Annotated in this window: 33 protein-coding genes and 1 tRNA gene; 16 read left to right on the forward strand and 18 right to left on the reverse strand. The window is 70.2% G+C overall.

The window, feature by feature from the left end; translation table 11 throughout:
- Window positions 1-43: 43 nt before the first annotated feature.
- Window positions 44-991 carry a tripartite tricarboxylate transporter substrate binding protein gene (locus KTR66_RS14585; RefSeq protein ID WP_213613631.1) on the forward strand — a complete coding sequence of 316 codons (948 nt, stop codon included), beginning with the start codon at window positions 44-46 and terminating at the stop codon, window positions 989-991.
- A gap of 35 nt (window positions 992-1026) precedes the next feature.
- A tRNA-Gly gene (locus KTR66_RS14590) sits at window positions 1027-1101 on the forward strand.
- A gap of 18 nt (window positions 1102-1119) precedes the next feature.
- Here KTR66_RS14590 and KTR66_RS14595 read toward each other — a convergent pair.
- The 3 genes from KTR66_RS14595 to KTR66_RS14605 all read right to left on the reverse strand — a co-directional run bounded on the left by KTR66_RS14595 (window position 1120) and on the right by KTR66_RS14605 (window position 3657).
- Window positions 1120-1500 (reverse strand): histidine triad nucleotide-binding protein, encoded by a 381-nt coding sequence (locus tag KTR66_RS14595; RefSeq protein ID WP_213613633.1) that lies wholly within the window; start codon window positions 1498-1500, stop codon window positions 1120-1122.
- 94 nt (window positions 1501-1594) lie between these two features.
- A complete protein-coding gene (locus KTR66_RS14600) occupies window positions 1595-2428 on the reverse strand; it encodes a CoA ester lyase (protein ID WP_213613636.1) in 834 nt (277 codons plus the stop codon).
- The gene (locus KTR66_RS14605; protein ID WP_249732138.1) at window positions 2428-3657 is read right to left on the reverse strand and encodes a CaiB/BaiF CoA-transferase family protein; all 1230 of its coding nucleotides are present in this window, start codon (window positions 3655-3657) and stop codon (window positions 2428-2430) included. Before KTR66_RS14605 ends, KTR66_RS14600 begins: the two co-directional genes overlap by 1 nt.
- Before the next feature lie 81 nt (window positions 3658-3738).
- Between KTR66_RS14605 and KTR66_RS14610 the strand changes: the two genes are divergently transcribed.
- Window positions 3739-4665 carry a polysaccharide deacetylase family protein gene (locus KTR66_RS14610; RefSeq protein ID WP_213613640.1) on the forward strand — a complete coding sequence of 309 codons (927 nt, stop codon included), beginning with the start codon at window positions 3739-3741 and terminating at the stop codon, window positions 4663-4665.
- 139 nt (window positions 4666-4804) lie between these two features.
- Here the strand turns inward: KTR66_RS14610 and KTR66_RS14615 are convergent, their stop codons facing one another.
- Window positions 4805-5776: a tripartite tricarboxylate transporter substrate binding protein gene (locus KTR66_RS14615; RefSeq protein ID WP_213613642.1), complete on the reverse strand. Its 972-nt coding sequence runs from the start codon at window positions 5774-5776 to the stop codon at window positions 4805-4807.
- A gap of 132 nt (window positions 5777-5908) precedes the next feature.
- Between KTR66_RS14615 and KTR66_RS14620 the strand changes: the two genes are divergently transcribed.
- Window positions 5909-7024 carry a serine hydrolase gene (locus tag KTR66_RS14620; RefSeq protein WP_213613644.1) on the forward strand — a complete coding sequence of 372 codons (1116 nt, stop codon included), beginning with the start codon at window positions 5909-5911 and terminating at the stop codon, window positions 7022-7024.
- Here KTR66_RS14620 and KTR66_RS14625 read toward each other — a convergent pair.
- The 6 genes from KTR66_RS14625 to KTR66_RS14650 form a co-directional block, all read right to left on the reverse strand.
- The gene (locus tag KTR66_RS14625) at window positions 7014-7856 is read right to left on the reverse strand and encodes a ParB/RepB/Spo0J family partition protein (RefSeq protein WP_213613646.1); all 843 of its coding nucleotides are present in this window, start codon (window positions 7854-7856) and stop codon (window positions 7014-7016) included. The two genes, KTR66_RS14620 and KTR66_RS14625, sit on opposite strands and share 11 nt — an antisense overlap.
- A gap of 167 nt (window positions 7857-8023) precedes the next feature.
- Window positions 8024-8821, reverse strand: a complete 798-nt coding sequence (locus KTR66_RS14630; RefSeq protein ID WP_213613796.1) for a ParA family protein — start codon at window positions 8819-8821, stop codon at window positions 8024-8026.
- 19 nt (window positions 8822-8840) lie between these two features.
- Window positions 8841-9446 (reverse strand): 16S rRNA (guanine(527)-N(7))-methyltransferase RsmG, encoded by a 606-nt coding sequence (rsmG, locus tag KTR66_RS14635; RefSeq protein WP_213613648.1) that lies wholly within the window; start codon window positions 9444-9446, stop codon window positions 8841-8843.
- A complete protein-coding gene (gene mnmG, locus KTR66_RS14640) occupies window positions 9433-11304 on the reverse strand; it encodes a tRNA uridine-5-carboxymethylaminomethyl(34) synthesis enzyme MnmG (RefSeq protein WP_213613650.1) in 1872 nt (623 codons plus the stop codon). The genes rsmG and mnmG overlap by 14 nt, the downstream gene beginning before the upstream one ends.
- A 48-nt stretch (window positions 11305-11352) precedes the next feature.
- Window positions 11353-12645 carry a tRNA uridine-5-carboxymethylaminomethyl(34) synthesis GTPase MnmE gene (gene mnmE, locus KTR66_RS14645; RefSeq protein WP_213613652.1) on the reverse strand — a complete coding sequence of 431 codons (1293 nt, stop codon included), beginning with the start codon at window positions 12643-12645 and terminating at the stop codon, window positions 11353-11355.
- Window positions 12642-12995 carry a ferredoxin gene (locus KTR66_RS14650; protein WP_213613654.1) on the reverse strand — a complete coding sequence of 118 codons (354 nt, stop codon included), beginning with the start codon at window positions 12993-12995 and terminating at the stop codon, window positions 12642-12644. Before KTR66_RS14650 ends, mnmE begins: the two co-directional genes overlap by 4 nt.
- A 126-nt stretch (window positions 12996-13121) precedes the next feature.
- Here KTR66_RS14650 and KTR66_RS14655 point away from each other — a divergent pair, with 126 nt between their 5' ends.
- Both KTR66_RS14655 and KTR66_RS14660 read left to right on the forward strand, forming a co-directional pair.
- The gene (locus KTR66_RS14655) at window positions 13122-13595 is read left to right on the forward strand and encodes a methylated-DNA--[protein]-cysteine S-methyltransferase (RefSeq protein WP_213613656.1); all 474 of its coding nucleotides are present in this window, start codon (window positions 13122-13124) and stop codon (window positions 13593-13595) included.
- 14 nt (window positions 13596-13609) lie between these two features.
- Window positions 13610-14584 (forward strand): quinone oxidoreductase, encoded by a 975-nt coding sequence (locus tag KTR66_RS14660; RefSeq protein ID WP_213613658.1) that lies wholly within the window; start codon window positions 13610-13612, stop codon window positions 14582-14584.
- Between the two features lie 5 nt (window positions 14585-14589).
- Here KTR66_RS14660 and KTR66_RS14665 read toward each other — a convergent pair whose 3' ends face one another.
- Genes KTR66_RS14665 through KTR66_RS14680 form a run of 4 tightly spaced genes read right to left on the reverse strand, consistent with a single transcriptional unit; the run spans window position 14590 to window position 16389 of the window.
- Window positions 14590-15327, reverse strand: a complete 738-nt coding sequence (locus tag KTR66_RS14665) for a GNAT family N-acetyltransferase (protein ID WP_213613660.1) — start codon at window positions 15325-15327, stop codon at window positions 14590-14592.
- Window positions 15324-15878 (reverse strand): HD domain-containing protein, encoded by a 555-nt coding sequence (locus KTR66_RS14670; protein ID WP_213613662.1) that lies wholly within the window; start codon window positions 15876-15878, stop codon window positions 15324-15326. Before KTR66_RS14670 ends, KTR66_RS14665 begins: the two co-directional genes overlap by 4 nt.
- A gap of 4 nt (window positions 15879-15882) precedes the next feature.
- Entirely contained in the window at window positions 15883-16161 is a 279-nt protein-coding gene (locus KTR66_RS14675; protein ID WP_249732139.1) for a YMGG-like glycine zipper-containing protein, read from the reverse strand.
- 60 nt (window positions 16162-16221) lie between these two features.
- A complete protein-coding gene (locus KTR66_RS14680) occupies window positions 16222-16389 on the reverse strand; it encodes a hypothetical protein (RefSeq protein ID WP_213613664.1) in 168 nt (55 codons plus the stop codon).
- 79 nt (window positions 16390-16468) lie between these two features.
- Here KTR66_RS14680 and KTR66_RS14685 point away from each other — a divergent pair, with 79 nt between their 5' ends.
- Window positions 16469-16798 carry a hypothetical protein gene (locus tag KTR66_RS14685; RefSeq protein ID WP_213613666.1) on the forward strand — a complete coding sequence of 110 codons (330 nt, stop codon included), beginning with the start codon at window positions 16469-16471 and terminating at the stop codon, window positions 16796-16798.
- Between the two features lie 109 nt (window positions 16799-16907).
- On the opposite strand, the gene rho is transcribed toward KTR66_RS14685, so the two are convergent.
- The 3 genes from rho to KTR66_RS14700 form a co-directional block, all read right to left on the reverse strand.
- Entirely contained in the window at window positions 16908-18182 is a 1275-nt protein-coding gene (gene rho / locus KTR66_RS14690) for a transcription termination factor Rho (RefSeq protein WP_213613668.1), read from the reverse strand.
- A gap of 186 nt (window positions 18183-18368) precedes the next feature.
- Window positions 18369-18824 (reverse strand): protoporphyrinogen oxidase HemJ, encoded by a 456-nt coding sequence (gene hemJ / locus KTR66_RS14695; RefSeq protein ID WP_213613800.1) that lies wholly within the window; start codon window positions 18822-18824, stop codon window positions 18369-18371.
- The gene (locus tag KTR66_RS14700; protein ID WP_213613670.1) at window positions 18821-19333 is read right to left on the reverse strand and encodes an HAD-IIIA family hydrolase; all 513 of its coding nucleotides are present in this window, start codon (window positions 19331-19333) and stop codon (window positions 18821-18823) included. The genes hemJ and KTR66_RS14700 overlap by 4 nt, the downstream gene beginning before the upstream one ends.
- Before the next feature lie 75 nt (window positions 19334-19408).
- Here KTR66_RS14700 and hisB point away from each other — a divergent pair, with 75 nt between their 5' ends.
- The 8 genes from hisB (at window position 19409) to KTR66_RS14740 (ending at window position 24253) form a co-directional block, all read left to right on the forward strand.
- A complete protein-coding gene (gene hisB / locus KTR66_RS14705; protein WP_213613672.1) occupies window positions 19409-20014 on the forward strand; it encodes an imidazoleglycerol-phosphate dehydratase HisB in 606 nt (201 codons plus the stop codon).
- Window positions 20014-20421 (forward strand): DUF2628 domain-containing protein, encoded by a 408-nt coding sequence (locus tag KTR66_RS14710; protein WP_213613674.1) that lies wholly within the window; start codon window positions 20014-20016, stop codon window positions 20419-20421. The genes hisB and KTR66_RS14710 overlap by 1 nt, the downstream gene beginning before the upstream one ends.
- Complete coding sequence (gene hisH, locus KTR66_RS14715; RefSeq protein ID WP_213613676.1) at window positions 20418-21077, forward strand: imidazole glycerol phosphate synthase subunit HisH; 660 nt, start codon at window positions 20418-20420, stop codon at window positions 21075-21077. The genes KTR66_RS14710 and hisH overlap by 4 nt, the downstream gene beginning before the upstream one ends.
- Window positions 21074-21661, forward strand: coding sequence for a GNAT family N-acetyltransferase (locus tag KTR66_RS14720; protein ID WP_213613678.1), 588 nt, complete (start codon window positions 21074-21076; stop codon window positions 21659-21661). Before hisH ends, KTR66_RS14720 begins: the two co-directional genes overlap by 4 nt.
- Window positions 21658-22392: a 1-(5-phosphoribosyl)-5-[(5-phosphoribosylamino)methylideneamino]imidazole-4-carboxamide isomerase gene (gene hisA / locus KTR66_RS14725; protein ID WP_213613680.1), complete on the forward strand. Its 735-nt coding sequence runs from the start codon at window positions 21658-21660 to the stop codon at window positions 22390-22392. Before KTR66_RS14720 ends, hisA begins: the two co-directional genes overlap by 4 nt.
- On the forward strand, window positions 22389-22826 hold the full coding sequence (locus KTR66_RS14730) for a GNAT family N-acetyltransferase (protein WP_371819136.1): 438 nt from the start codon (window positions 22389-22391) through the stop codon (window positions 22824-22826). The genes hisA and KTR66_RS14730 overlap by 4 nt, the downstream gene beginning before the upstream one ends.
- Before the next feature lie 114 nt (window positions 22827-22940).
- Window positions 22941-23711: an imidazole glycerol phosphate synthase subunit HisF gene (hisF, locus tag KTR66_RS14735; protein ID WP_213613682.1), complete on the forward strand. Its 771-nt coding sequence runs from the start codon at window positions 22941-22943 to the stop codon at window positions 23709-23711.
- Window positions 23711-24253: a phosphoribosyl-ATP diphosphatase gene (locus KTR66_RS14740; protein ID WP_213613684.1), complete on the forward strand. Its 543-nt coding sequence runs from the start codon at window positions 23711-23713 to the stop codon at window positions 24251-24253. The genes hisF and KTR66_RS14740 overlap by 1 nt, the downstream gene beginning before the upstream one ends.
- 111 nt (window positions 24254-24364) lie before the next feature.
- Here the strand turns inward: KTR66_RS14740 and KTR66_RS14745 are convergent, their stop codons facing one another.
- A complete protein-coding gene (locus tag KTR66_RS14745; RefSeq protein WP_249732141.1) occupies window positions 24365-24937 on the reverse strand; it encodes a helix-turn-helix domain-containing protein in 573 nt (190 codons plus the stop codon).
- Window positions 24938-24974: 37 nt separating this feature from the next.
- Between KTR66_RS14745 and KTR66_RS14750 the strand changes: the two genes are divergently transcribed.
- On the forward strand, window positions 24975-25181 hold the full coding sequence (locus KTR66_RS14750) for a hypothetical protein (RefSeq protein WP_249732142.1): 207 nt from the start codon (window positions 24975-24977) through the stop codon (window positions 25179-25181).
- Window positions 25182-25205 lie beyond the last annotated feature (24 nt).

Here is a 25205-nt window from a genome sequence, read left to right on the forward strand (position 1 = left end):
GGGGCGTTCTTCGCCACGATGGCGGAACATCCGGGAGACCGCCATGCGCCGCCGTTCACTTCTTGCCTTCTCTGTCCTGGCCTCGCCGGCACTTGCGCAGACCCAAGCGCCGCGCTCCATCCGCGTCATCGTGCCCTTCGGCGCGGGCGGGATCATCGATGTGGCGGCGCGGCTGCTGGCCGAGCCGATGGGGGCGGAGCTGGGGCAGACGGTGGTGATCGAGAACCAGCCGGGTGCCGGGGCCACCATCGGCGCGCGCAACGTGGCGCGCGCGGCGCCGGATGGGCAGACGCTGCTGGTGAGCGGGGCCGCGCATGCGGTGATGCCGGCGCTCTACAATGACGCGCCCGATCCGGCGCGGGACTTCACGCCGATCACGCTGATCTCGCAGCAGCCCTTCCTGCTGGCGGTGCACCCCTCGAACCCCGCGCGCAGCCTTCCCGCCTTTCTGGCCTGGCTGCGGGAGAAGCGGGATACCGCGACCTTCGGCACGACGGGGGTGGGTGCCGCCTCGCACCTCGCGGGGGAATTGCTGAAGAAGCTGGCGGGGGTGGATTTCACCGTGGTGCCCTATCGCGGCACGCCCCAGGCGGTGACGGACCTGACGGCGGGACGGGTGGATTTCATGATTGACAGCCAGACGCTGCTGGCGCCGCTGGCCCGCGCCGGGCAGGTGGTGGGGCTGGCGGTGACGACGGCGGGCCGCTCGCAGCTGCTGCCGGATCTGCCGAGCATCGCGGAGGTGGTGCCGGGTTTCGAAAGCTCCTCCTGGCAGGGGATGTATGGGCCGGCGGGGCTGCCGGCGCCGATGGTGGCGCGGCTGGCGGCGGCGGCGCAGGTGGCGCTGGCGCGGCCGGAGTTGCAGGCGCGCTTCGCGGATGCGGGCTTGCAGATGATGCCGACGGGGCCGGAGGCGCTGCGGTCCTTCCTGGCGGCGGAGACGGCGCGCTGGGTGCCGATCCTGCAGGCGACCGGGGCGCGTGGGGGTTGAGAAGGGGCGCCTCTGTCTGTAGGTTCTGCGGGCGCGCGGGCGTAGTTCAGAGGTAGAACGTCAGCTTCCCAAGCTGAATGTCGTGGGTTCGATTCCCATCGCCCGCTCCATCCCCTTCCCGGATCAGGTCACGCGGGCGTGAGCATTCGCCCCAGCGGGCGGCCGCCCAGCACGTGCACGTGGAAATGCGGCACTTCCTGGCCGGAATGCGGGCCCATATTGGTGATGAGCCGGTGGCCGGGCTGTTCCAGGCCGAGCGACTTCGCGACCGCGCCGACCGCGCGCCAGAAGCCCGCGATCTCCTCCGTCGTCGCACCCGCGTGGAAATCGGCGGCGCTGACATAGGGGCCCTTGGGGATCACCAGGACGTGGGTGGGCGCCAGCGGGTTGATGTCGTGGAAGGCGAGGGCGAACTCGTCCTCATGCACCTTCTTGCAGGGAATCTCCCCGCGCAGGATGCGCGCGAAGATGTTTTGCGGATCATAGGGGGGAAGGCCGGTGACGCTCATGCGGCGCAGGCTAATGCAAGTGCCGCCGTGTTGGAATCACCTCGCTGAAAGGCCGATTCACGCCTTTGGTGGAGACACCAAAGACGATCGGACTCTACCCTTCGCCCGCCTGGGCCAGGATGCGGCGGGCGCGGATGAGGATGGGCTCGTCCACCATCAGCCCATCCACCACGAAGGAGCCACGGCCCTCGCGCGCCGCTTCCTCGCCGGCCGCGAGTTGCCGGCGGGCGAGGTCGAGCTCGGCCGCACTCGGCGAAAACCCCTCGTTCAGGATCGGCACGAGGGAGGGATGGATGCAGCTGGCCCCCACCAGGCCGGCGCGCTTGGAGCGGGCGACGAGGGCGCGCACCTTCTCGGCATCCTTGTAGTCGGCGACGGTGCCGAGCGTGCCGAGCGGCGCGACGCCCGCGGCGACCGCGGCCAGCACCATCTGGCGTTTGGCCATGGCGATGATCTCGTCATCCGCGGCGGCGCCGCATTCGGCGGCCAGGTCCTCGGCGCCGATCAGCAGGCCGGCGACGCGGGGCGAGGCGCGGGCGATCTCGTGCAGGGAGCGCAGGGCGGCCGCGGTCTCAACCATGGGGATGATGCGCATATGCCCGGTGAGCAATTCGCAGGCGAGCTGGACATGGTCGGGGCCCAGCACCTTGGTGAGCAGGATGCCATCGGCGCCGGCGGCGACGGCGGCCTCGATATCGCCCACCGCCAGGCGCAGCGGGCGGTTCACACGCACCAGCACCTCGGAGCCGCCGGCGCGCGCGATGGGGATGGCGGTGGCGAGTGCCGCGCGGGCTTCCGCCTTGCGCTCATGGGGGACGCTGTCCTCGAGGTCGAGCAGGATGGCATCCGCGCCCGCCGTCGCGGATTTCTCCACGAAGCGCGGCACGTTCGCGGGCACATAGAGCATCGAACGCCAGATGCGGGCCATCACTTGGTCTCCCCGTCGAGCACGATGCGCGCGGCGCGCAGGCGTGCGAGTTCTTCCGCGCCCAGCAGCGGGCCAAGCAGCGCGTCATTGTCCTGGCCCAGTGTTGGCGCCGGGTTGCGGAGGATGCCGGGTGTGCCGGAGAGGCGTGGCACCTCGCCATGCATGGGCAGCCAGCCGCCGGGCATGTCGGCATCGGGCACTTCGATCAGCGCCTCGCGGCCGGCGACGTAATGGTCCGTCTCCAGGCCGGCCACGTCCATGATGGGGCCGATGGTGACGCCGTCGCGGTCGAACTGGGCGAGGGCTTCTTTCATGGTCAGTTGCGCCACGGCGTCGCGCACCACGGCGTCGATGTCCTCGATGTGGCGGATGCGGTCGCTGTTGGTGCGGAAGCGCGGGTCCTCCACCAGCTCGGGGCGGCCGATGCTCTTCATCAGCTTCACGAAGATGGCCTGCGTCGAGCTGGAGAGGCCGACCCAGCCGCCATCCTTGGTCTGGTAGGCGTTGCGGGGCGCGGTGTTGGTGCTGCGGCTGCCGGTGCGCGGCTTGAGCTTCCGGGTGATGCGGTAATTCGCCATCTGCGGCTCGAGCACGGAGAAGATCGGTTCGAAGAGCGAGAGGTCCACCACCTGGCCCTGGCCGGTGCGCTCCGCATGGCGCAGCGCGATGAGGGTGGAGGCCGAGCCCATCAGGCCGGCATAGGCATCGGCCATGAACATGGGCGGCAGGACGGGCGGGCGGTCCGCATAGCCGTTGATGGCGGCGAAGCCGGAATAGCCCTCCACCAGCGTGCCGAAGCCCGGCTTATGCGCGAAGGGGCCGGTCTGCCCCCAGCCGGAGACGCGCACGATGACGAGGCGCGGGTTGAGGGCGAGCAGGGATTCGGGCGCGAGGCCCATCTCCTCCAGCACGCCGGGGCGGAAGCTTTCGACGAAGATGGCGGCGGTTTCGGTGAGGCGCTTCACCACCGCGATGGCCTCGGGCTGGCGGAGGTCGAGGCAGATGCTGCGCTTGTTGCGGCACCAGGTCTTCCAGGAGGTCTCGACGCCGCCGACCTTCCAGGCGCGCAGCGAATCGCCGGCGGGGGGTTCGACCTTGATGACCTCCGCACCCTGGTCGCTCAGCATCTTGGTGAGCATGTTGCCGGCGACGAGGCGGGAGAGGTCCACCACGCGCAGGCCATCCAGCGCGCCTGTCGCCGCCGCGTCGAATTCGCGCCGCGTGAGCATCTGTCCCCCGTATCCCCCCGGCATTGATCGTGCTGGACGCTATGGGCCAGTCTGGACCCGGTCAATGCGGAGGCGGCGTGAATGGCGTATGAGGCGAGGCGCGATTTCATCGGCTATGGCGCGAACCCGCCTGACCCGCGCTGGCCGAATGGCGCGAAGCTGGCGCTGAACTTCGTGCTGAATGTGGAGGAGGGCTCCGAGCCTTCGGTGCAGGATGGCGAGGGGTTTTCGGAGACGAATCTCAGCGAGGCGCATGGGCGGAACCAGATCCCCAAAGGGCGCGATCTGGCGGCCGAGACGCTGTTCGAATATGGCAGCCGGGTGGGCTTCTGGCGCATCACGCGGATGTTCGCGGAGCGTGGGCTGCCGCTGACCATGTTCGCCTGCGCGCTGGCGGTGGAGCGCAATCCGGAGATCGCGCAGGCCATCCGAAATTCCGGGAATGACGTCTGCTCGCACGGCTGGCGCTGGATCAAGCATTTCGAGCTGGAGGAGGCGGAGGAGCGCGAGCATATCGCGCGCGCTGTCGCCTCGCTGGAACGGACCACGGGGCAGAAGCCGTCCGGCTGGTATTGCCGCTACGGACCCTCGGTGAACACGCGAAGGCTGGTCGCCGAGCATGGGGGCTTTCTCTACGACAGCGACCATTATGGGGATGAGCTGCCCTTCTGGGTGACGATCGAGGGGCAGGGCCACCTGATCGTGCCCTATTCGATGGCGACGAATGACGCGAAGTATTTCGGCGCGATCGGCAATGGCGAGCAGTGGTTCGGCTATATCCGCGACGCCTTCGACACCATGCTGGATGAGGGGCGGCGCGGCAGGCCCGCGATGATGTCGGTGGGGCTGCATCCGCGCATCACGGGCCAGCCGGCGCGGGCTGCGGGGCTGCGGCGCCTGCTGGACCATGTGATGGCCCAGCCCGATGTCTGGGTGGCGCGGCGCGAGGATATCGCGCGGCACTGGGTGGCCACGCACCCCTATCCGGGGCGCGGGCTGAACGAGTGAGGCCGAAGTCAGGAAGACGCGGCACGCAGGCCCGAGCGCCCGAACGGGCGCCGCCGCCTGTGCGGCGAAGCCGAGAGCCGCGGAGGCGGCCCGCCGGCGTCTGAGGCACACGGAGGCGAAGCCTTCGTGTCGGCCAAGACTAATCCGCTCTGATCCCGGCCTCGCGCACCAGGCGGCCCCAGCGTTCCACCTCGGCCTGCATGAAGCTCCGGGAGCGGTCGGGCTCCCAGCCCAGCATGTCGAAGCCGCCTTCCTCGCCGCGGCGGCGCAGGTCAGCGTCGCGGATGGCGAGTTGCGTGGCGCGGCTGATCTCCGCCAGCACCGGCCGGGGCACGGCGGTGTTGGTGAGCATCGCGGTCCAGTTGGTCATCTCCAGGCCGGGCGCATTGGCCTCGATCACGGTCGGGATGTCGGGCACCAGGCGGTGGCGCGCGGAACTGGTGACGGCGAGGCCGCGCAGGCGACCGGCCTGAATTTGCGCCAGGCATTCGGGCAGGTTGGAGACCATGAAGTCGAGATTGCCGGCGACGAGGTCTGTCACGCCGGGCGCCCCGCCGCGATAGGGCACATGGGTGATGTTGCCGCCGGCGCCGGAGACGCGGCGGAAGAGTTCCAGCCCCAGATGGGGCGGTGAACCATTGCCGGAGGAGCCGCCATTGAGCACGCGCGCGCGCGATTGGGCGATGAGATCGGCCAGCGAGCGCGCGGGGTTGTTGGCGTTCACGACCACGACGAGCGGCAGCGAACCCAGCACCGAGACGGGCACGAAATCCCGCATCAGGTCATAGGGCGCGTTGGGGAAGAGGCTGACATTCACCGCATGGGTGAGGGTGATGGCCAGCAGCGTGTGGCCGTCAGGCGGGGATTTCGCCGCGGCATCGGCGCCGATCAGCGCATTGCCGCCGGCCCGGTTTTCGACCACGACGGGCTTGCCCCAGATCTCGGAGAGCTTCTGGGCCACGAGGCGGGCCATGATGTCGGTGAGGCCAGCGGGGGTGAAGGGCACGATGTAGCGCACGGCGCGGTCGGGAAAGGCTGGCGCGGGCTGCGCCTGGGCGAGCATGGGAAGGCCGAAGGGCAGGCCGAAAGCCGCCCGGCGGGTGATGGACATGAATACTCCTCCGATGGGCGAGCCTTGTGTGTTTCGGGGGCGCCCTTGGGCGGAAGTTTAGGCGAAGCCGGGGCTGGTTTGGCAAGCCGCGAAGGCTCTGGCGTAATGCGCTGATCTTCGGAGGAAACGATCATGACCGACGCCTTCCCGCTGCCCAGCGCCAGCCCCGCGGAGCTGGGCCTGGACCCCGCGAAGCTCGACCTGCTCTGCGCGCGGATCGAGGCCGATATCGCGGCGGGGCACCACCCCGGCGCGCAGGTGGCGATCGCCCGGCACGGCAAGCTTGGCTTCTTCCGCAGCTTCGGCGCGGCGCGGCGCGATATCGCCGCGAATGACGCGACGCTCTGGCTGCTCTACTCCAACACCAAGGTCATCACCGCTGCCGGGCTTTGGGCGTTGGCGGAGGATGGCCGACTGCGGCTGACCGACACCATCGCGCAGCACCTGCCGGGCTTCGAGGCGGGCGGGAAGGGCAACATCACCTTCATCGAGCTGCTGACCCACCAGGCGGGCTTCCCGAGTGCCGAGGTGCCGGCCGCCGCCTGGGAGGATGCGGCCCTGCTGCGGGAGGTGGTCTGCGGCTTCACGCTGGAATGGGAGCCTGGCAGCAGCGTGCGTTACCACCCGGCCTCGGCGCATTGGGTGGCGGCCGCCGTGATCCGAGCTGTGACGGGCGAGGACCACCGCGCCTATCTGCGGCGGCGGATCATCGCGCCGCTGGGGCTGGAGGGGGAGCTGTTTGTCGGCGTGCCGCCCGAGGTGCAGCCGCGCACGGTGGACATGCACGACGTGGACGGCTCGGTGCGGATGCCGGAGGGCACGGCCGCGCATCGGGCGGCGGGCATTCCGGGCGGCGGCGGCTATGGCACGGCGCGGGCGATGGCGGCCTTCTACCAGGCGCTGCTGAACGGCGGCGCGGTGGCGGGGCGGCGCATCATCTCACCACGGATGATCGGCTATGCCATCCGCAACTACACGGGCGACCGGGCGGATGAATACAACGGGATGCCGATGCATCGCGGGCTGGGGCCGCATCTGCGGGGCGAGACGGCCGCCATTCGTGGGCTGGGGGACATCGCGCATCCCGGCACCTTCGGGCATGGCGGCGTGGGGTCTTCCTATTGCTGGGGCGATCCGGCCTCCGGCGTGTCCTTCGCCTTCCTCTCGAACACCCGTCAGACCGAGGAATTCCACGGGCCGCGGATGAACACGATCAGCAACCTGGTGCACGCCGCCATCATTTCGTGAGCAGGCGCACCAGGCCGTCGAGCTGGTCGAGGTCCTTGTAGGCCAGCACCACCTGCCCGCCGCGCTGGCCGTGCCGGATGGTGACCTTGAGGCCGAGATGGGCGGTGATCTGCCGCTCCAGCGCGCGGGTCTCGGCGTCGGATTTGGGTTGGCGCGGCGCGGGGCCGACATTCTTCGTCGCCGCCAGCGCCTCGGCCTGTCGGACATTGAGGCCGCGATCCACCACCTGGAGAGCGAGGGCCACGGGATCCTTCGCAGTGAGCAGGGCGCGGGCATGGCCGGCGGTCAGCGCGCCCTCGCGCAGCAATTCGCGCACGCGTTCGGGCAGGTTCAGCAGGCGGAGTGTGTTGGCGACGTGGGGGCGGCTCTTGCCCACGGCGCGGGCCAGGGCCTCCTGCGTCAATCCGAACTGCTCCGTGAGGCGACCGTAGCCTTCCGCCTCTTCCAGGGCATTCAGGTCCTGGCGCTGCAGGTTCTCGACCAGGCCGGCGGCCATCGCCTCGCGGTCGGAAAAGTCGCGCACCAGGGCCGGAACCTCATGCAGGCCGGCGGCCTGTGCCGCACGCCAGCGGCGCTCGCCGCCGATGATCTGGTAGCGGTTGGCCTTGCCCTTGGTGGGGCGCACCAGGATGGGCTGCAGCACACCATGTTCGCGGATGGAGGCGGTGAGTTCCGCCAGCGCCGCCTCATCCATCGCCTCGCGCGGCTGGAAGGGGCCGGGCTCCATGGCGCTGACCTGCAGCGTGCGCAGGCCGGGCGCGCCGGGGCTGACGGCGGCGGCATCGCCCAAAAGGGCGGAGAGACCGCGGCCGAGGGCGGGGGGTTTCGTCATGGGGCGGCCTCCTCGGCCATCCGGTGTGTGGTCATCGCCGGATGGTCACACTCAACATGGATCAGGATTAGAGCATGATCCGCAGAGGTGGAATCACCGAGGCGGTGAATCATCCTCTCAGCAACGGCCAGACCGTGACCCGCGCTTCCGTCAGCGCGAGTCACGGTCTAGCGCTCCAGATCATTCTTCGCGAGCTCGCGCAGGCGGGCGCGGTGGCGGCGCAGGAATTCGGCGGCGAGGCGAGTATAGGCCTCGGCGCCGGGGGAGCGCGGGTCATAGAAGGTGACGGGCAGGCCGTGCGACGGCGCCTCGGAGACGCGGACGTTGCGCGGGATCACGGTGTCGTAGACCTGGGACTTGAAGAAGCCGCGGACGTCCTCGGCCACGGCCTCGGAGAGGTTGTTCCGGCGGTCGAACATGGTCAGCACGATGCCGTCCAAGCGCAGCTTCGGGTTGAAGCCGGCGCGGACGCGATCGAGCGTCTGGATGATCTGGGAGACGCCTTCGAGCGCGTAGAACTCGGCCTGGAGCGGCACCATCACGGATTCGGCGGCGACGAGCGCGTTCAGCGTGAGCAGGCCGAGCGAGGGCGGGCAGTCGAGCAGGATCCACTCCACGCCCTTGAGCGCGGCGGCACCCTTTTCCAGCGCCTCGCGCAGGCGGGTTTCGCGCCGGGCGAGGTCCACCAGCTCCAGCTCGCCGCCGGCCAGGTTCGGGTCGGCCGGGATGATGGAGAGGTTGGGGATGGCGGTGGGCCGCAGCACCTCGGCCAGCGGCCGGCCCTCGACCAGCATGGCGTAGCTGCCGGCCCCACGGGCCGCGCGGGCGATGCCGAGACCGGTGGAGGCATTGCCCTGGGGGTCGAGGTCGATCAGTACCACGCGCTGGCGCGCGGCGAGCGCCGCGGCCAGGTTCACGGCCGTGGTGGTCTTGCCGACGCCACCCTTCTGGTTGGCGAGGGCCATGATGCGGAAGGTGGCGGGGTCAGACACCGGCAGGGCGTATCTCGCTGAGGCGGAGGATGGTCGCTTGTGCGTCGGTGCGGCTTGGGAACCGCTCCGTCCGCATAAGCCAATGTGGCGCGGCGGCCGTCAACTCCGCCTCGGCCGTTCGGCCCTTCAAAAACACCGCGGTGCCGCTGGGGGCGAGGATTCGTGCGGCATGGGCGAGGAGATCCGTGAGCGGCGCAAGGGCGCGGGCGGTCAGCACCTCGATCTTCGGCAGGCGGGCGGCCTCGATTCGCATGGGGTGGACGCGGACATGGTGGAGGCCGAGCGTGCGGGCCACCTCCATCAGGAAGGCGCATTTGCGCCGGTCGGATTCCACCAGATGCGTCTCCTCCTCCCGCCCGATGGCGATGACGAGGCCCGGGAGCCCGCCGCCGGAGCCGATATCGGCCAGCGGGCCGGGTGGCAGCAGCGGCAGCATCTGCCAGCAATCCAGGATGTGGCGCTGCCAGGCTTCCTCTTCCGGCACGGCGGCGATCAGGTTGATGCGGGCGTTCCAGGTGAGCAGCAGGCGCAGGTAGTCCCGCAGTCGCGCCTCTGTTTCACGTGGAACATCGAGGCTAGGCTGGTCAGGCTGTTTCACGTGAAACGCCCCGGCGAAGATGGACGGCCAGTGCCGCGATGGCCGCCGGCGTGATGCCGGGGAGGCGCCCGGCGCCGCCGAGCGTGGTGGGGCGCGCGCGTTGCAGGCGGTCCCTCATCTCGTTGGAGAGGCCGGCGATCTCGGCGAAGTTCACCTCGGGCGGGATGGCCAGCGCCTCCTCGCGCTCCAGCAGGGCCCGCTCGCCGGCCTGACGGGCCAGATAGGGGCCGTAGAGCGCTTCCGCCTCGACATAGGCGCGGACACGGCGGGGCAGGTCGCGCAGCCAGGGGAAGAGACGCTCCGCCGCCTCGGCCGACATGGCGGGCAGGGCGAGTGTGTCGAGTGCGCTACGCCAGCGGCCATCCTGGTTCACCGCGACGCCGGCGGCGGCATAGGCGGCGGGGGTCGCGCCCTCGGCCCGGGCACGGTCCAGGGCGGCGGCGACGTCGGCTGCGAAGCGGCGGTGCAGCGCTGCCCGAGTCGGGCCGACGCAGCCCCAGGCGATGCCCTTCTCGGTCAGGCGCATCCCGGCATTGTCGGCGCGCAGGCTGAGGCGATACTCGGAGCGCGCGGTCAGCATGCGGTAGGGCTCGCTCACGCCCTGCAAGGTCAGGTCGTCCAGCAGCACGCCGAGATAGGCCTCGGCGCGCGTCAGCGTGGCGGGTGCCGCACTGCCGGCCGCCACATGCGCGGCATTCACCCCGGCCAGCAGGCCTTGCGCGGCGGCTTCCTCATAGCCCGTCGTGCCGTTGATCTGCCCGGCCAGGAACAGGCCGGGCAGGGCCTTGCACTCCAGCGTCGGGCCCAGCGCGCGTGGGTCCACATGGTCGTATTCGATGGCGTAGCCCGGCCGCAGGATCACCGTCCGTTCCAGCCCCGGGATGCTCGCAATCATCGCGCGCTGCACATCCTCGGGCAGGCTGGTCGAGATGCCGTTGGGATAGACCGTGGGGTCATCCAGCCCCTCCGGCTCCAGGAAGATCTGGTGCCGCTCGCGCTGGGCGAAGCGCACCACCTTGTCCTCCACCGAGGGGCAGTAGCGTGGGCCGACACCCTCGATCCGCCCGCCATAGACGGCCGAGAGGTGCAGGCTGCCGCGGATGATCTCATGCGTGCGGGCCGTGGTGTGGGTGATGCCGCATTCCACCTGGCGGTTGGTGATGGCCTCCGTCAGCCAGGAGAGCGGCTCAGGTTCCGCATCGCCCGGCTGCATCTCCAGGTTGGCCCAGTCGATCGTGCGCCCATCCAGGCGCGGCGGCGTGCCGGTCTTCAGCCGCGCGAGCGGCAGGCCGAGGCGTTCCAGTGCCAAAGCCAGGCCGACCGACGGCGCTTCGCCGACGCGCCCGGCCGGGATGCGCTGCTCGCCGATATGGATCACGCCGCGCAGGAAGGTGCCTGTGGTGATGACCAGCGCGCCACAGGCGATGCGCCGGCCCGTGCCGGTCACCACGCCCTGCAGGCGGCCGTCCTCGATCACCAGATCCTCAGCCGGCTCGCCCAGGATGGTCAGGTTCGCGGTCTCAGCCAGCAGCGCCTGCACGGCCTCCCGGTAGAGCCGCCGGTCGGCCTGCGCGCGGGGGCCGCGCACGGCGGGGCCCTTGCTGCGGTTCAGCAGCTTGAAATGGATGCCCGCCGCATCCGCCGCGCGGCCCATGAGCCCATCCAGCGCATCCACCTCGCGCACCAGATGCCCCTTGCCGACGCCGCCGATCGCCGGGTTGCACGACATCTCGCCAAGCTTGGCGGGATCATGCGTCAGCAGCAGCGTTTGCGCGCCACAGCGCGCTGCCGCTGCAGCCGCCTCGCAGCCCGCATGGCCTCCGCCCACCACGATCACATCGAAGCGCATATCCCACATGGCGCGCGCTATAGCAGCGACCGAACGCCAGCGCGATTCATCGCGCGATCACTTGCCGATGCAGAACTCGCCAAACACCACGTCCAGCACCTGCTCCACATCCACGCGACCGGTCAGGCGCCCCAAGGCCCGTAGCGCTCGGCGCAGCGCCTCGGCGCGCAGTTCCGGCAGTCCGGCCTCGGGCAGGCGCGCCAGCTCCTCCACCGCCTCGCGCAGGGCGGCGCGATGGCGCGGGCGGGTCAGCACGGCGACCTCCGCCAGCCCGGCCCGGGCTGCCGCGGCCTCCTCCAGCCGCTGCCGCAGCGCCGCCAGCCCCTCGCCGGACCGCGCCGAGACGGGCAGCGCCCCCTCCAGCCCGGCATGCGGCAGGTCGGCCTTGTTCAGCACCACCAGCGCGTCCGGCCCGCGCAGCGCCAGTGTCGCCTCATCCGGCGCCGCATCGGCGGCAAAGACCAGCAGGCGCAGATCCGCCGTCTCGGCCCGCGCCAAGGCCCGCCGGATGCCCTCCTGCTCGATCTCGTCCGCCGCCTCGCGCAGCCCGGCCGTGTCGGCCAGCGTCACCGGCACGCCGGCCAGGATCAGCCGCACCTCCACCACATCCCGCGTCGTGCCCGCCCGCGCCGAGACGATCGCCGCCTCCCGCCCCGCCAGCGCATTGAGCAGCGAGGATTTCCCGGCATTGGGCGCGCCCAGGATCGCGATGGTCAGCCCCTCGCGCAGCTTCTCGCCGCGATCGCCCTCGGCCAGCATGGCCTCCAGCTCGCCGCGCAGCGTCGCCGCATCCGCCTCCACCCGCGCATCCAGGTCGCCAGGCAGGTCCTCCTCCTCGAATTCGATGAAGGCCTCCTGCCGCGCCAGGAGCTGCGTCAGCCGCTGCGCCCAGGCGGCGTGCCGCGCGGCCAGCCCGCCCTCGGCCTGGCGCAGGGCCTGGCGCCGCTGCGCTTCGGTCTCGGCCGAGATCAGATCCGCGATGCCCTCGGCCGCGGTCAGGTCCAGCCTTCCGTGCAGGAAGGCGCGGCGGGTGAATTCGCCAGGCTCCGCCGGCCGCGCACCCAGCGCCGCCAGCGCCTCCGCGACGGCCGCGATCACCGCCGGCCCGCCATGCAGGTGTAGTTCCGCGCTGTCCTCGCCCGTATAGCTGCCAGGGCCCGGGAACCACAGCACCAACGCCCGGTCCAGCTCGACGCCCGCATGCCGCAGCAGCCGCAGGCTCGCCCGGCGCGGCGCCGGCAGCCTCCCGGCCAAGGCCGCCAGCACCTCGCCCGTGCCGGCCCCCGAAAGCCGCATCACCGCCACGGCGGAGCGCCCTGCCCCCGTGGCCAGCGCGAAGATCACGCTCACGCCTTGGCCGGGGGCACGTCTTTCTCGGTCAGCATCAGGCGCCGCGCCCGGCCGCCGGCCACCAGATGCGCCTGGAGCACCTCCTCAACATCCTCGCGGGTGCGGACCTGGTACCAGATGCCCTCCGGATAGATCACCAGCGTCGGCCCGAACTCGCAGCGGTCGAGGCAGCCCGCCTGGTTGATCCGCACGCCTTTGAGCCCAAGCTCCTTCGCGCGCGCCTTCATGAAATCGCGCAGCGCCTCGCTGCCCGAGGCCGCGCAGCTGCCACGCTTGTGCCCGTCCGGCCGCCGGTTGCAGCAGACGAAGACATGCGCCTCGAAATAGGGCGGGGGGTCGGCCTCGGCCATGCGGCCTCCTTGGGGTCGGGTTCAACCCTCCATGTAGCAAGCGCCGCCAGCGACGGAAGGGAGGGGCCGCTTGACGCCGCCCCCCTCCGGGTGCTGCATCCCGTCACGCGCGCAACATCGGGAAACATGCCGCAACTTTCGCTCCACACTCCGCTCGGCGAAGTCACCCTCTCGGAAGAGGACGGGGCCATCGTGGCGCTCGACTGGGGCCGCGGCAGCGAGCAGGAGGCGACGCCCCTGCTGCGTGAGGCGCGGGACCAGCTGCACGACTATTTCGACGGCAAGCGGGTCCAGTTCCAGCTGCCGCTCGCCCCGCACGGCACGCCCTACCAGCGCCGTGTCTGGTCCGCGCTGCGCGCCATTCCGGCTGGCGAGACGCGCAGCTATGCCGAGATCGCGCGCGAGGTCGCCTCGCACCCCCGCGCGGTGGGCCAGGCCAATGGGCGCAACCCCATCCCCATCCTCATCCCCTGCCACCGGGTGGTCGCGGCCAATGGTGCGCTGGGCGGCTATTCGGGCCTGGATGGACCCGAAACGAAGCGCTATCTGCTCGCCCTCGAGGCGCGAAGTCTGAACCTGCCCTTCCCCTCCCTCTTCTGAACCAGGAACCCTCCATGAACCACGCCATCCGCGTCCATGAATACGGCGGCCCCGAGAAACTGATGTGGGAGGAGGTGCCCCTGCCGCACCCGAAGCCGGGCGAGGCGCTGATCCGCCAGAAGGCGGTGGGGCTGAACTATATCGACGTCTATTTCCGCACCGGCCTCTACAAGGCGCCCTCGCTGCCCTTCACCATGGGCATGGAGGGTGCGGGCATCGTCGAAGCCATCGGCGAGGGCGTGACCGAAGTCGCGGTGGGGGATCGCGTCGCCTATGCCTCGGGCCCGATGGGTGCCTATGCCGAGGCCCGCACCAACAAGGCCGACCGCCTGGTGAAGATCCCCGAGGGCATCAGCTTCGAGCAGGCCGCCTCGATGATGCTGCAGGGCATGACGGCGCAGTATCTGCTGCGCAGCACCTATCGCGTGAAGGCGGGCGAGACGATCCTGGTGCATGCGGCGGCCGGCGGCGTCGGCCTCATCATGGTGCAATGGGCCAAGGCGCTGGGCTGCACCGTCATCGGGACCGTCAGCACCGAGGCCAAGGCCGAGCTCGCCCGCGCCAATGGCTGCGACCATGTGGTTCTGGCCGGCGAGGATCTGCCCGCCGCCGTCAAGCGCATCACCGGCGGCGCCATGCTGCCCGTGGTCTATGACAGCGTGGGTCGCGACACCTTCACCGCCTCGCTCGACTGCCTGGCGCCGCTCGGCATGATGGTCAGCTACGGCAATGCCTCGGGCGCCGTGCCGCCGATCGACATCGGCATCCTTGCTGCCAAGGGCTCGCTCTACCTGACGCGCCCCACGCTCGGTTCCTACACGATGAAGCGCAGCGACATGGAGCATGTCGCCGCCGAGCTCTTCGACGTGGTGAAGTCCGGCGCGGTGAAGCTGCAGATCAACCAGCGCTATGCGCTGAAGGATGCGGCCCAGGCCCATCGCGACCTGGAAGCCCGCAAGACCACCGGCAGCACCGTCCTGCTGCCGTAAGGCGCCTACCGCAGCACGAAGTAGCGGTACCGATAGGCCTCCGTGAGCCCCAGCCCCGCCTGGAGCGCCACGGAGGCCTTGTTCGTGATGGCCACCTGCGCGAAGCAGGTCTCCGCCCCCAGCCCCTGCCCCCAGGCCGCCGCCGCGCGGATCATCCGCTGCGCCAGCCCGCGCCGCCGGAATTCGGGCCGCACCGCCAGATCGAAGATGCCGGTGAAGCGGCCGTCGCAGGTGGCCGACATGGCGGCCGCGGCCTGCCCGTCTTCCTCCAGCACCAGCCAGGCGGCGGGAATGGCGAAGAGCGGCACCGCCTCCTGCTTCTCGGCGCGCCGTGCGGCGGATTGGTATTCGACGGTGCCCAGCACGTCGAACCAGGTGGCATCCGGTGCGTCGAGGATGCGGATCGCGGGGTCCGTCTGCGCCTCCACCCGGCCTTGCGTGACGTGGCTCTCATCGGCATCGGCCCAGCCGCCGGCGCGCAGCAGGGCTTCCAGACCCGGCGGGTCCAGCGGTGCGGAGCGGAAGCGCGGCGTCATGCCAAGGCGCTTGTAGTGCGCGGCCACGCGCGCGATGCGCTGCGCCAGTTCCGGATCGGGCGAGGGATCGAGCGAGCAGGCCGCATTGGCCCGCCCTGTGCCGCCCAGAAAGCTGCGCACGACGAAGGGGCCGTCGAAGACGACGCGTGGCGAGGGCAGCGCGTTCAGTGTTGCGCGCTCCAGCGCATGGACGAGTGGCAGATTCATGCGGCGTCTTTTGCCAGTTCGGTCATCGCGTTCTGGTAGGTCTGGTCGAACAGCGCCTCCAGCCCGGGGTTCACGCCGCGCAGCCCGGCCGCGACGCGCCCGGCCCAGCCGACATACTCGACGCGCCGCGCATGGTTCCAATTGGCCGGCGGCGCCGCCACGATGGCGCGCAGGTTCGAGACCTTGTCGGCCAGCTTCACCATCTTCGCGGCGGCGGATTTCTTCGGCGCCTGGGAGATCTGCAGCGCCTTGCGCATCTCCTTGGGCAGGCTCTTGTCGTCCGACACCTCGGCGACGATGGACGCAACCTCGGCGCCGAAGCGCGCGGCCAGGGCCTCAAGCGTCACCGGCTCGGGGTCATCCGTGCTGTCCTCCACCGTGTCATGCAGCAGGGCGGCGAGGATGGCGGCTTCGGGCGCGTCATGCTCGGCGAGGATCTGCGCCACTTCCAGCGGATGGTTGATATAGGGCTCGGCCGAGGCACCCTTGCGGCGATGCGTGGCATGCACGGCGGCCGCGAAGCTCGCGGCCGCCAAAATATTCGCGCTCAAGCGATCACTTGTAGGCTTGCGGCTGCTGCTGCGGCGTCGTGATGACGCCCGTCGCCGCACCCACCGCACCGCCGGTCAGCGCGCCGATGGCCGCGCCACGGCCACCGCCAGCGATGGCGCCGATCGCCGCACCGGTGCCGGCGCCGATCAGCGCGCCGCCCGCGGCGCGTTGGCCGGGATCATTGGGGTTGGTGCAGGCGCCGAGGCCGAGCAGGGCGATCACGCCCAAGGTCGTCAGAACGGATTTCATCGCGAAGTCCTCCCACAGGTGCAAGATGGGCATGGTTCGTTGCAAAGATGGCAGCAAGATGGAGAAGCCGGCCCATCAAGCCACCCCGCCCGTTCAATTGCCAGGATGGTTGGCAACTTCCCGCCGCGGTTGAAAACCGTACCACGAAATGATCGGCGGCGCGCCATGGCCGCGCACGACGCCCGGCGGATATGCTTCGTGGGGCGCGCAGCCGCCGAGGCCGGACAGCAGCAGGATGGCGAGGAGGGCGAAGAGCGGCATGGGGAAAGCCTCGGCCAGGAAGATGGCGGCAAGATGGGCGGCGCGCGCCCTCTTGCTGGCCATTGTGACGTTGCCCCCTGTGACCATGCCCGCCCTTGCCGCAACGCCCACCGCGCCGCTGGAGCAGCTGCGCTTCGCGCGCGATGTGCTCTGCCCCCGCTGCGACAATGACATCGAGGCCGAGGGCGTGAACCGCCCCAGGCGGCGCGCGATGCTGGCGCAGGGAGCCTTGGCGGAGGCTGAGCAGGGACTGGAGGCGGCCATCAGCCAGGGCGAGACCGCGTGGCGCGCCGTGCGGCCTGCCCTTCGGCAGGCCCGCTCGGCGCTCGATGCCATGGATGAGCCCGCCGCCCACCGGGCCTCGCGCCGCGCGGTCCGCATCCTGGAGGGCGTGCGGACCCGCGAATGACGCCTCAGATGTTCATCGCGTCACGCCGCAGGCGTGCCGGGCGTCAGGCCGCAGGCGTGCCAGGCGTCACGCCGCAGGCGTGCCAGGCAACGCAGATGCGTGAACACCGTCAGGTGTTCATCGCATCAAAGAAGTCCTGGTTGGTCTTGCTGTATTTCAGCTTGTCGAGGAGGAACTCCATCGCGTCCTGCGTGCCCATGGGGTTCAGGATGCGGCGCAGCACCCACATCTTGCTGAGCGTGCCGCGATCCACCAGCAGCTCTTCCTTGCGGGTGCCGGACTTCGTGATGTCGATGGCCGGGAAGACGCGCTTGTCGGAGAGCTTGCGGTCGAGGATCAGCTCACTGTTACCGGTGCCCTTGAACTCTTCGAAGATCACCTCGTCCATGCGGCTGCCGGTGTCGATCAGGGCCGTCGCGATGATGGTCAGCGAACCGCCTTCCTCGATGTTGCGCGCCGCGCCGAAGAAGCGCTTGGGCCGCTGCAGCGCATTCGCATCCACACCACCCGTCAGCACCTTGCCCGAGGAGGGCACGACGGAGTTATAGGCGCGGCCGAGGCGCGTGATGCTGTCCAGCAGGATCACCACATCGCGCTTGTGCTCGACCAGGCGCTTCGCCTTCTCCAGCACCATCTCCGTCACCTGCACATGGCGCGTCGCCGGCTCGTCGAAGGTGGAGGCGACGACCTCGCCCTTCACCGTGCGCGCCATGTCGGTGACTTCCTCGGGGCGCTCGTCGATGAGCAGCACCATGAGGAAGACGTCCGGGTGGTTCGCCGTGATGGACTTGGCGATGGATTGCAGCATCACCGTCTTGCCGGTGCGCGGGGGTGCGACGATCAGCGCGCGCTGCCCCATGCCGATCGGCGCGATGAGGTCAATCACGCGATGCGTGTTGTCCTTCTGCTGGCCCTTCGGCACCTCCGGCTGGCCCTCGATCTCCATCTTCAGGCGACGGGTCGGGTAGAGCGGCGTCAGGTTGTCGAAGTTGATGCGGTGGCGCAGCGCCTCCGGCGGCTCGAAATTGACCGCGTTCACCTTGAGCATGGCGAAGTAGCGCTCGCCATCCTTCGGCGCGCGGATCTGGCCTTCCACCGTGTCGCCGGTGCGCAGGCCGAAGCGGCGCACCTGGGCGGGGCTCACATAGATGTCGTCGGGGCCGGGCAGGAAGTTCGCCTGCGGGCTGCGGAGATAGCCGAAGCCGTCGCTGAGGATTTCCAGCGTGCCTTCGCCATAGATCGCCTGGTCATTGTCGGCGAAGGTCTTGAGAATGGCGAACATGATGTCCTGCTTGCGCAGGATGGAGGCGTTCTCGACGCCCAGCTCCTCGGCGAAGGCGAGGAGTTCTGGCGGCGTCTTCGCCTTGAGTTCAGAGAGGTGCATGCAGCATCCGGGAGTGTGGATCGTGGGGAAGACGCCGGGGGCGATGTCACGGGCCCCGCAATTCGTGCCGCGCGCAAGGGCTTCGGCGAATTCGGCGGTCGGGAGGGAGGGATCGGCCCAGGACGGACCGACCGGAATAACCTAGGCAGCCGGGGCTGCCGCGTCAACGGCTCCCGCGGCGCGGCCTCAGAAGGGCTTCACGATGACCATGATGACGATGACGATCATGAGCAGCGTCGGCACCTCGTTCATGGTGCGCCAGTGGCGCTGGGGAAACAGGCGCTCATCCCGCTCGAAGGCCTTGCGGTGCTTGGCGAGGTACATGTGGAACCAGGTCATCGCCAGCACGCAGGTGAGCTTCACGTGCCACCAGCCCGAGGTCCAGGAGACGATGCCGGGGGTCGCCACCAGCATCAGGCCCAGCAGCCAGGTGGCGATCATGCTGGGGTTCATGATGCCGCGCAGCAGGCGCCGCTCCATGATCTTGAAGCGCTCATGCTCCGGCCCGCCGCCGGCCGGGATCTCGGAGTGATAGACATAGAGGCGCGGCAGGTAGAAGAGCCCCGCCATCCAGGCCATGACCGCCATGAGATGGAAGGATTTCACCCAGAGATAGGCGGGGGCGAGAAAGTCCACGGTCAGATTCCCTTCAGGATGGCGGCGACGAATCCATCCAGATCATCGCCGGGAAAGAGGTGGCCGGGAATGCCCGCCGCCGCCGCCGCCTCCAGGTCGGTCTCCCGGTCCCCGATCAGGAAGCTGCCGGCGCGCCGCAGCGGGAAATGGGCGAGCCAATCCTCGATCATGCCCGCCCCCGGCTTGCGGCGAGGGCTCTGGCGGCGATAGCGCGCCTCCTCGGCCTCGGGATGGAAGGGGCAATAGGCGAAGCCATCCAGCCGGGCGCCCGCCGCCCGGGCCTCGCCCGCCATCCAGTGATGCAGCCGCCCCACCGCCGCCTCGTCGTAATAGCCCCGCGCCACGCCGGCCTGGTTGGTGACGACGCAGATGGCGAGCCCCGCCGCGTTCAGGCGCCGCAGCGCGGCCATGACGCCGGGCACCCAGCGCACCTCCTCGATCCGGTGCGGGTAGCCGGTGTCCTCGATCAGCACGCCGTCGCGGTCCAGGAAGGCGCAGGGGCGCATTGGGTCCATCGGTTCCATGACAGCGCCGATAGCATGGCCTTCCGGCGCTGGTCTTCTCGCGCCGGGAGGATTAGAGGTGCGCCCATGCAGCCCGTGACCCGCCGCGCCGAGATCGCCCGCAAGACCGCCGAGACGGACATCACCGCCCGGCTCGACCTGGACGGCACCGGCCGCGCCGAGATCGCGACCGGCATCGGCTTCCTCGACCACATGCTGCACGCGCTGACGCGCCACGCCCTGCTGGACCTGACGCTACACGCGAAGGGCGACCTGCATATCGATTTCCATCACACGGCCGAGGATTGCGGCATCGTGCTCGGCCAGGCCATCAAGGCGGCGCTGGGCGAGAAGCGCGGCATCACCCGCTTCGGCCAGTGCCTCATGCCGATGGACGAGGCGCTGGCCGAATGCGCCATCGACATCTCGGGCCGCCCCTTCCTCGCCTGGAGTGTCACCTTCACCCGCGACAAGGTGGGCGAGATGGACACCGAGCTCTTCGAGGAGTTCTTCCGCGCCCTGGTGATGAATGCCGGCCTGACCTGCCACATCACCCAGAAGGCCGGCACCAACGCGCACCACATCGCGGAAGCCTGCTTCAAGGCCTTCGCGCGCGCGCTGCGCATGGCGGTCGAGCCCGATCCGCGCCAGGCCGGCGCCATCCCCTCCACCAAGGGCGTGCTGGAGGGGTGATGCGCAGCTGGACCGTGCATCTGCCGCCCGGCGCCGCCCGTGGCTCGGTGCCCGCCACCGGCCTGAAGCAACCGCCGGTGCTGATCCCCGAGGGGTTCTCCTTCTGGGCCTTCCTCTTCGGCCCCTTCTGGCTGTTCCGGCATCGCGCCTGGCTGGCCGGCGGCGTCGTGCTGATCGGCCTCGTGGTCATCAACATGCTGCCCGACCCCTATGGCATCGCCGTCGCACTCGGCGCGCATCTCCTGCTGGGCTTCCAGGGCCAGGATCTGCGCCGCTGGACCCTCGGGCGCCGCGGCTGGACGCTGGCGCATGTCGTCCAGGCGCAGACCGCCGATGGCGCGCTGGCCCGCCTGCTCCAGGCCGAGCCGCGCCTGCTGCCGCTCTATGCGGGTGAGGTGGCGCGATGAGGGTCTGCGTCATCGATCCCGGCTCGGGCAACCTCGCCTCCGTCTGTCGCGCGCTGGAACATGCGGCCGATGGCCCCATCACCGTCGAGATCACGCGCGAGCCGGAGACGCTGATCCACGCCGATCGCATCGTGCTGCCCGGCCAGGGCGCCTTCGCCGCCTGCCGCGCGGGGCTCGACGCGCTGGAGGGCATGGTGGGTGCCCTCTATGAGCAGGTGCGGGTGCGGCAAAAGCCCTTCCTCGGCATCTGCGTCGGCCTGCAATTGCTGGCCGAGCGCGGGCTGGAGCATGGCGTCACCCCCGGCCTCGCCTGGCTGCCCGGCGAGGTGGCGGAGATGGACCCCCGGGCGCCGGATGGCAGCCCCCTGCCCCTGCCGCAGATGGGCTGGAACGCGCTCGACTTCACGCCCGGCGCGCATCCGGTGCTGGAGGGGCTGGTCCCGGGCGACCACGCCTATTTCGTGCACTCCTACGCCTGGCGCGGCGGCGAGGCCGGCGATGTGCTCGCCACCACCGATTACGGCGGCCCGGTGCCGGCCATCCTCGGCCGCGGCAACGTCGTCGGCACGCAATTCCATGTCGAGAAGAGCGCCGGCGTCGGCCTGCGTATCCTCGCCAATTTCCTGCGGTGGACCCCCCAGGTGGAGGTCGCATGAGCCCCGATCCGGCCGTGGCCCATCGCCTGGAGGTGGACCGCGTGGACATGCTCGACCCGCATGACCTGGCCGATCTCTGCGAGGCGACCAACGCCGCCATCGTGGAGGGCGGCGGCTTCGGCTGGGTGGAGGCGCAGAGCCGCTCCGCCCTCGAGCGCCATTTCCGCGGCGTGATGCTGGTGCCCGAGCGCGAATTCTTCGTGGCGCGGCTGGACGGCCAGGTGGTGGGCAGCGCGCAGCTCGTCCGTCCGCCGCGCAACAACGAAGCCCAGGGCTTCGCCGCCCAGCTCACCCACGCCTTCATCGCGCCCTATGCGCGTGGCTATGGCCTGGCGCGCCTGCTGGTGCGCCGTGTCGAGGAGCGCGCGGCGGCCATGGGCATCCGCGTGCTGAACCTCGATGTGCGCGCCACGCAGGAAAGCGCCATCACGCTCTTCGAACGGCTGGGCTATGTGCGCTGGGGCAGCCACCCCGCCTATGCGCGCGTGGGCGGCGAGACGGTGGCCGGCTTCTTCTATTACCGCCTGCTGGAGCCGCAGCACGGCCGCAGCACGGCCGATGCATTGGGACAGATCAAGACGTGAGCGGCTTCACCCTCTACCCCGCCATCGACCTCAAGCAGGGCCGCGTGGTGCGCCTGCAGCGCGGCGACATGGCGATGGCCACCATCTATGCCGAAGACCCGGCCGAGCAGGCCGCCGCCTTCGCCGCCCAGGGCTTTTCCTGGCTGCATGTGGTGGATCTGGACGGCGCCTTCGCCGGCAAGCCCGCCAATGCCGAGGCGGTGGCCCGCATCCTCTCGGCCAGCCCCAACCCCGTGCAGCTGGGCGGCGGCATCCGCAACATGCCGACGGTGGAGGCCTGGCTGGAGGGCGGCGTGACCCGCGTCATCCTCGGCTCGGCGGCGGTGAAGGACCCGCAATTCGTGCGCGAGGCCTGCCGGCATTTCCCCGGTCGCGTCGTCGTCGGCATTGATGCGCGCGGCGGCATGGTGGCGACGGAAGGCTGGGCCGAGACCAGCACGCTGCCCGCGCGGGACCTCGCGCTGCGGCTGGAGGATGCCGGTGCCGCCGCCATCATCTACACCGACATCGACCGCGACGGCATGCTGAGCGGCGTGAATGTGGAGCAGACGCGCACCCTCGCGCTGGCGCTGGAAACGCCCGTCATCGCCTCCGGCGGCGTCGCCTCCATCGCGGATATCGAGGCGCTGAAGGCGGTGGCGGCGGATGGCATCGCCGGCTGCATCCTGGGCCGCGCCCTCTATGACGGCCGCATCGTGCCGGCCGAGGCGCTGGCGCTGGCGGCGGCGTGATCCGCCTCGCCGCTCCGCCCGACCTGGCGGGGATGCTCGACCTCTACCAGCACCTGAACCCGAACGACCCGCGCGTGCCGGAAGCCGCCGCCGAGACGGCCTGGCGGGCCATGCTGGCCTCCGACCTCATCCGCCTCTTCGTCGCGGAGGATGAGGGGTTGCTCGTCTCCAGCTGCATGCTGGTGCTTGTGCCCAACATCACGCGCGGGGCGCGCAGCTTCGGCGTGATCGAGAATGTCGTCACCCATGCGGCGTATCGCGGCCGGGGCCTGGGCCGCGCCGTGCTGGCCGCGGCGGTCGAGGCCGCCTGGGCGGCGGATTGCTACAAGGTGATGCTGGCCACCGGCTCCCGCCAGGGTTCCACCTGGAGATTCTACGAGGGGGCGGGCTTCACCCGCGCGACCAAGACGCATTTCGAGATGCGGCGCGGCTGAACCCCGCCGCGTCATTGGCCAGTCGCCAAAGCATCGCTTGACGCCCTTGCAAAAACACCCCAATCGCATGCACCCAGGATCATCCGGATGCCTGGACAAGCCTGGGATTCATCCGTGCTCGCGCTCCGCATCATTCCCTGCCTCGATGTGAAGGAAGGCCGCGTCGTGAAGGGCGTGAACTTCGTCTCGCTGCGCGATGCCGGCGACCCGGTGGAGCAGGCCCGCGCCTATGACGCGCAGGGCGCGGATGAGCTGACCTTCCTCGACATCGGCGCCACGCATGAGAACCGGGACACGATGTATGACGTCGTCTCCCGCACCGCCGCGCAGGTCTTCATCCCGCTCACCGTCGGCGGCGGCGTGCGCAGCGTGGAGGATATCCGCAAGCTGCTGCTGGCCGGCGCCGACAAGGCGAGCATCAACAGCGCGGCCGTGGCCGAGCCGGACCTGGTGCGCCGCGCCGCCGAGGCTTTCGGCAGCCAATGCATCGTCGTCGCCGTGGATGCGAAGAAGGTGTCGGACGGCCGCTGGGAGATCTTCACCCATGGCGGAAGGCGCGAGACGGGGCTGGACGCCGTGGACTGGGCGCGCCGCATGGCGAGCCTGGGCGCGGGCGAAATCCTGCTCACCTCGATGGACCGCGACGGCACGAAGCAGGGCTTCGACCTCGATCTGCTGCGGCGCGTGACGGCGGCTGTGCGGGTGCCGGTGGTGGCCTCCGGCGGCGTCGGCGTGCTGGACCATTTCGTCGAGGGTGCGCGGGCGGGCGCCACGGGCCTGCTCGCGGCCAGCGTGTTTCATGATGGCGTGTTCCGCATCGAACAGGCCAAGGATGCCTTGGCGGCGGCGGGCCTGCCCGTGCGCCGCGTCCGGGAGATGGCGTGATGGCGAAGGCCACGAAGAAGAAGGCGGCCGCCAAGGCCCCGAAGGCGGCAAAGACGGTCAAGGTGGCCAAGCTCGGCAAGCTGCCGGTGCCGAAGAACATCCCGGCGAAGAAGACGCGCATCCCCAAGGCCGTGCTGAAGGCCGAGGCCGCGCATCTGAAGCCGCTGGTGCTGCCCGAGGATGGCGATGCGGCGGTGCTGGACCGGCTCTGGGCCACTATCGAATCCCGCCGCCTGTCCGGCGACGCCGCCACCTCCCATTCCGCGCGGCTGATCGCGCGCGGCACGCCCAAGGTGGCGCAGAAGCTGGGCGAGGAAGCGGTCGAACTGGTGATCGAGGCGGTGGCGCGCAACCGCGCGGCCACCATCAGCGAGTCGGCCGATGTGCTGTATCACCTGATGCTGCTGCTGGTGGATGCCGGCATCACGCCCGGCGAGGTCTGGGCCGAGCTGCGCCGGCGCGAGGGGATTTCCGGCATCGCCGAAAAGGCCGCCCGCCCCAAGGCGCTGCTGGCCATCGCGCAGACGACGAAGCTGCCATAACGGGTCCGATCGTCTTCGGCAGCATGCCGAAGGCGTGAATCGGCCCCGCGGCGTGTTGGTCCGATCGTCTTCGGCAGTATGCCGAAGGCGTGAATCGGCCCCCGCCCGCCCTCAGCGCCGGCTGAGGGTGACGATGTAGCGGCATTCCTCCGTCGCCGACGGGTTGTGGAATTCGCAGTCGCGCGGCGTCGTCAGGTCATAGGCGAGCGCATCGCCGGGGCCGAGGGTGGTTTCCTCCTCGCCCTCGCGGATCACCAGCGCGCCGCTCTCCAGCCACACCACCTGGCCGCGCAGGAAGCGGTAGGACGCCGCCGGGTAGGCGATGCGCGCACCGGGCGGCAATTCCACCTGCACCAGCTCGGGCTCGGCGCCGGGCGGCGAGAGGGCGCGGCGGCGATAGCCCGTGCCGGGGTCGGTCCAGAGCTGCTGCGTGGCGGCGCGGGAGACGCGCCCGCCCCCCGCATCGCCCTCGGCGCGGGCCAGCAGGGCGGAGATGGTGAGGCCCAGCGCGCCGGAGAGCCGGCCCAGCAGGGCGGCGGTCGGGCTCGCCTCGGCACGCTCGATCTTGCTGATCATGGCGCGGGAGACGCCGGATTCCGCCGCGAGCATGGCAATGGACCAGCCCCGCGCCTCGCGCTCGCGCCGGATTCGGCGGGCGAGGAGATCATCGAGGTTAGCCATCATGGTGGACATTCGATCATTTTAGTGGATGATGTGGCGCATGACCAGCATCGGCCACAATGGCGGTCCGCCGCTCGAGGATGAAGGCACGGCCTGGCGCGGCTGGGTCTGGCGCCGCGCGCACAAGAAGGCCTGGAAGACCCCGCCCCGCGAAATCGCGCTGCGACGGCTGGCGCGGGCCGAGGAACTGGGCATGAGCTACAAGGAATACACGCTGGAAATCCTCGAGCGCGGCAAGTTCCTGTGACCCAGGGTCGCTGACCTCATCCCG

Origin of the sequence: Roseococcus sp. SDR (assembly GCF_019083995.1) — a bacterium.
Taxonomy (GTDB): domain Bacteria; phylum Pseudomonadota; class Alphaproteobacteria; order Acetobacterales; family Acetobacteraceae; genus Roseococcus.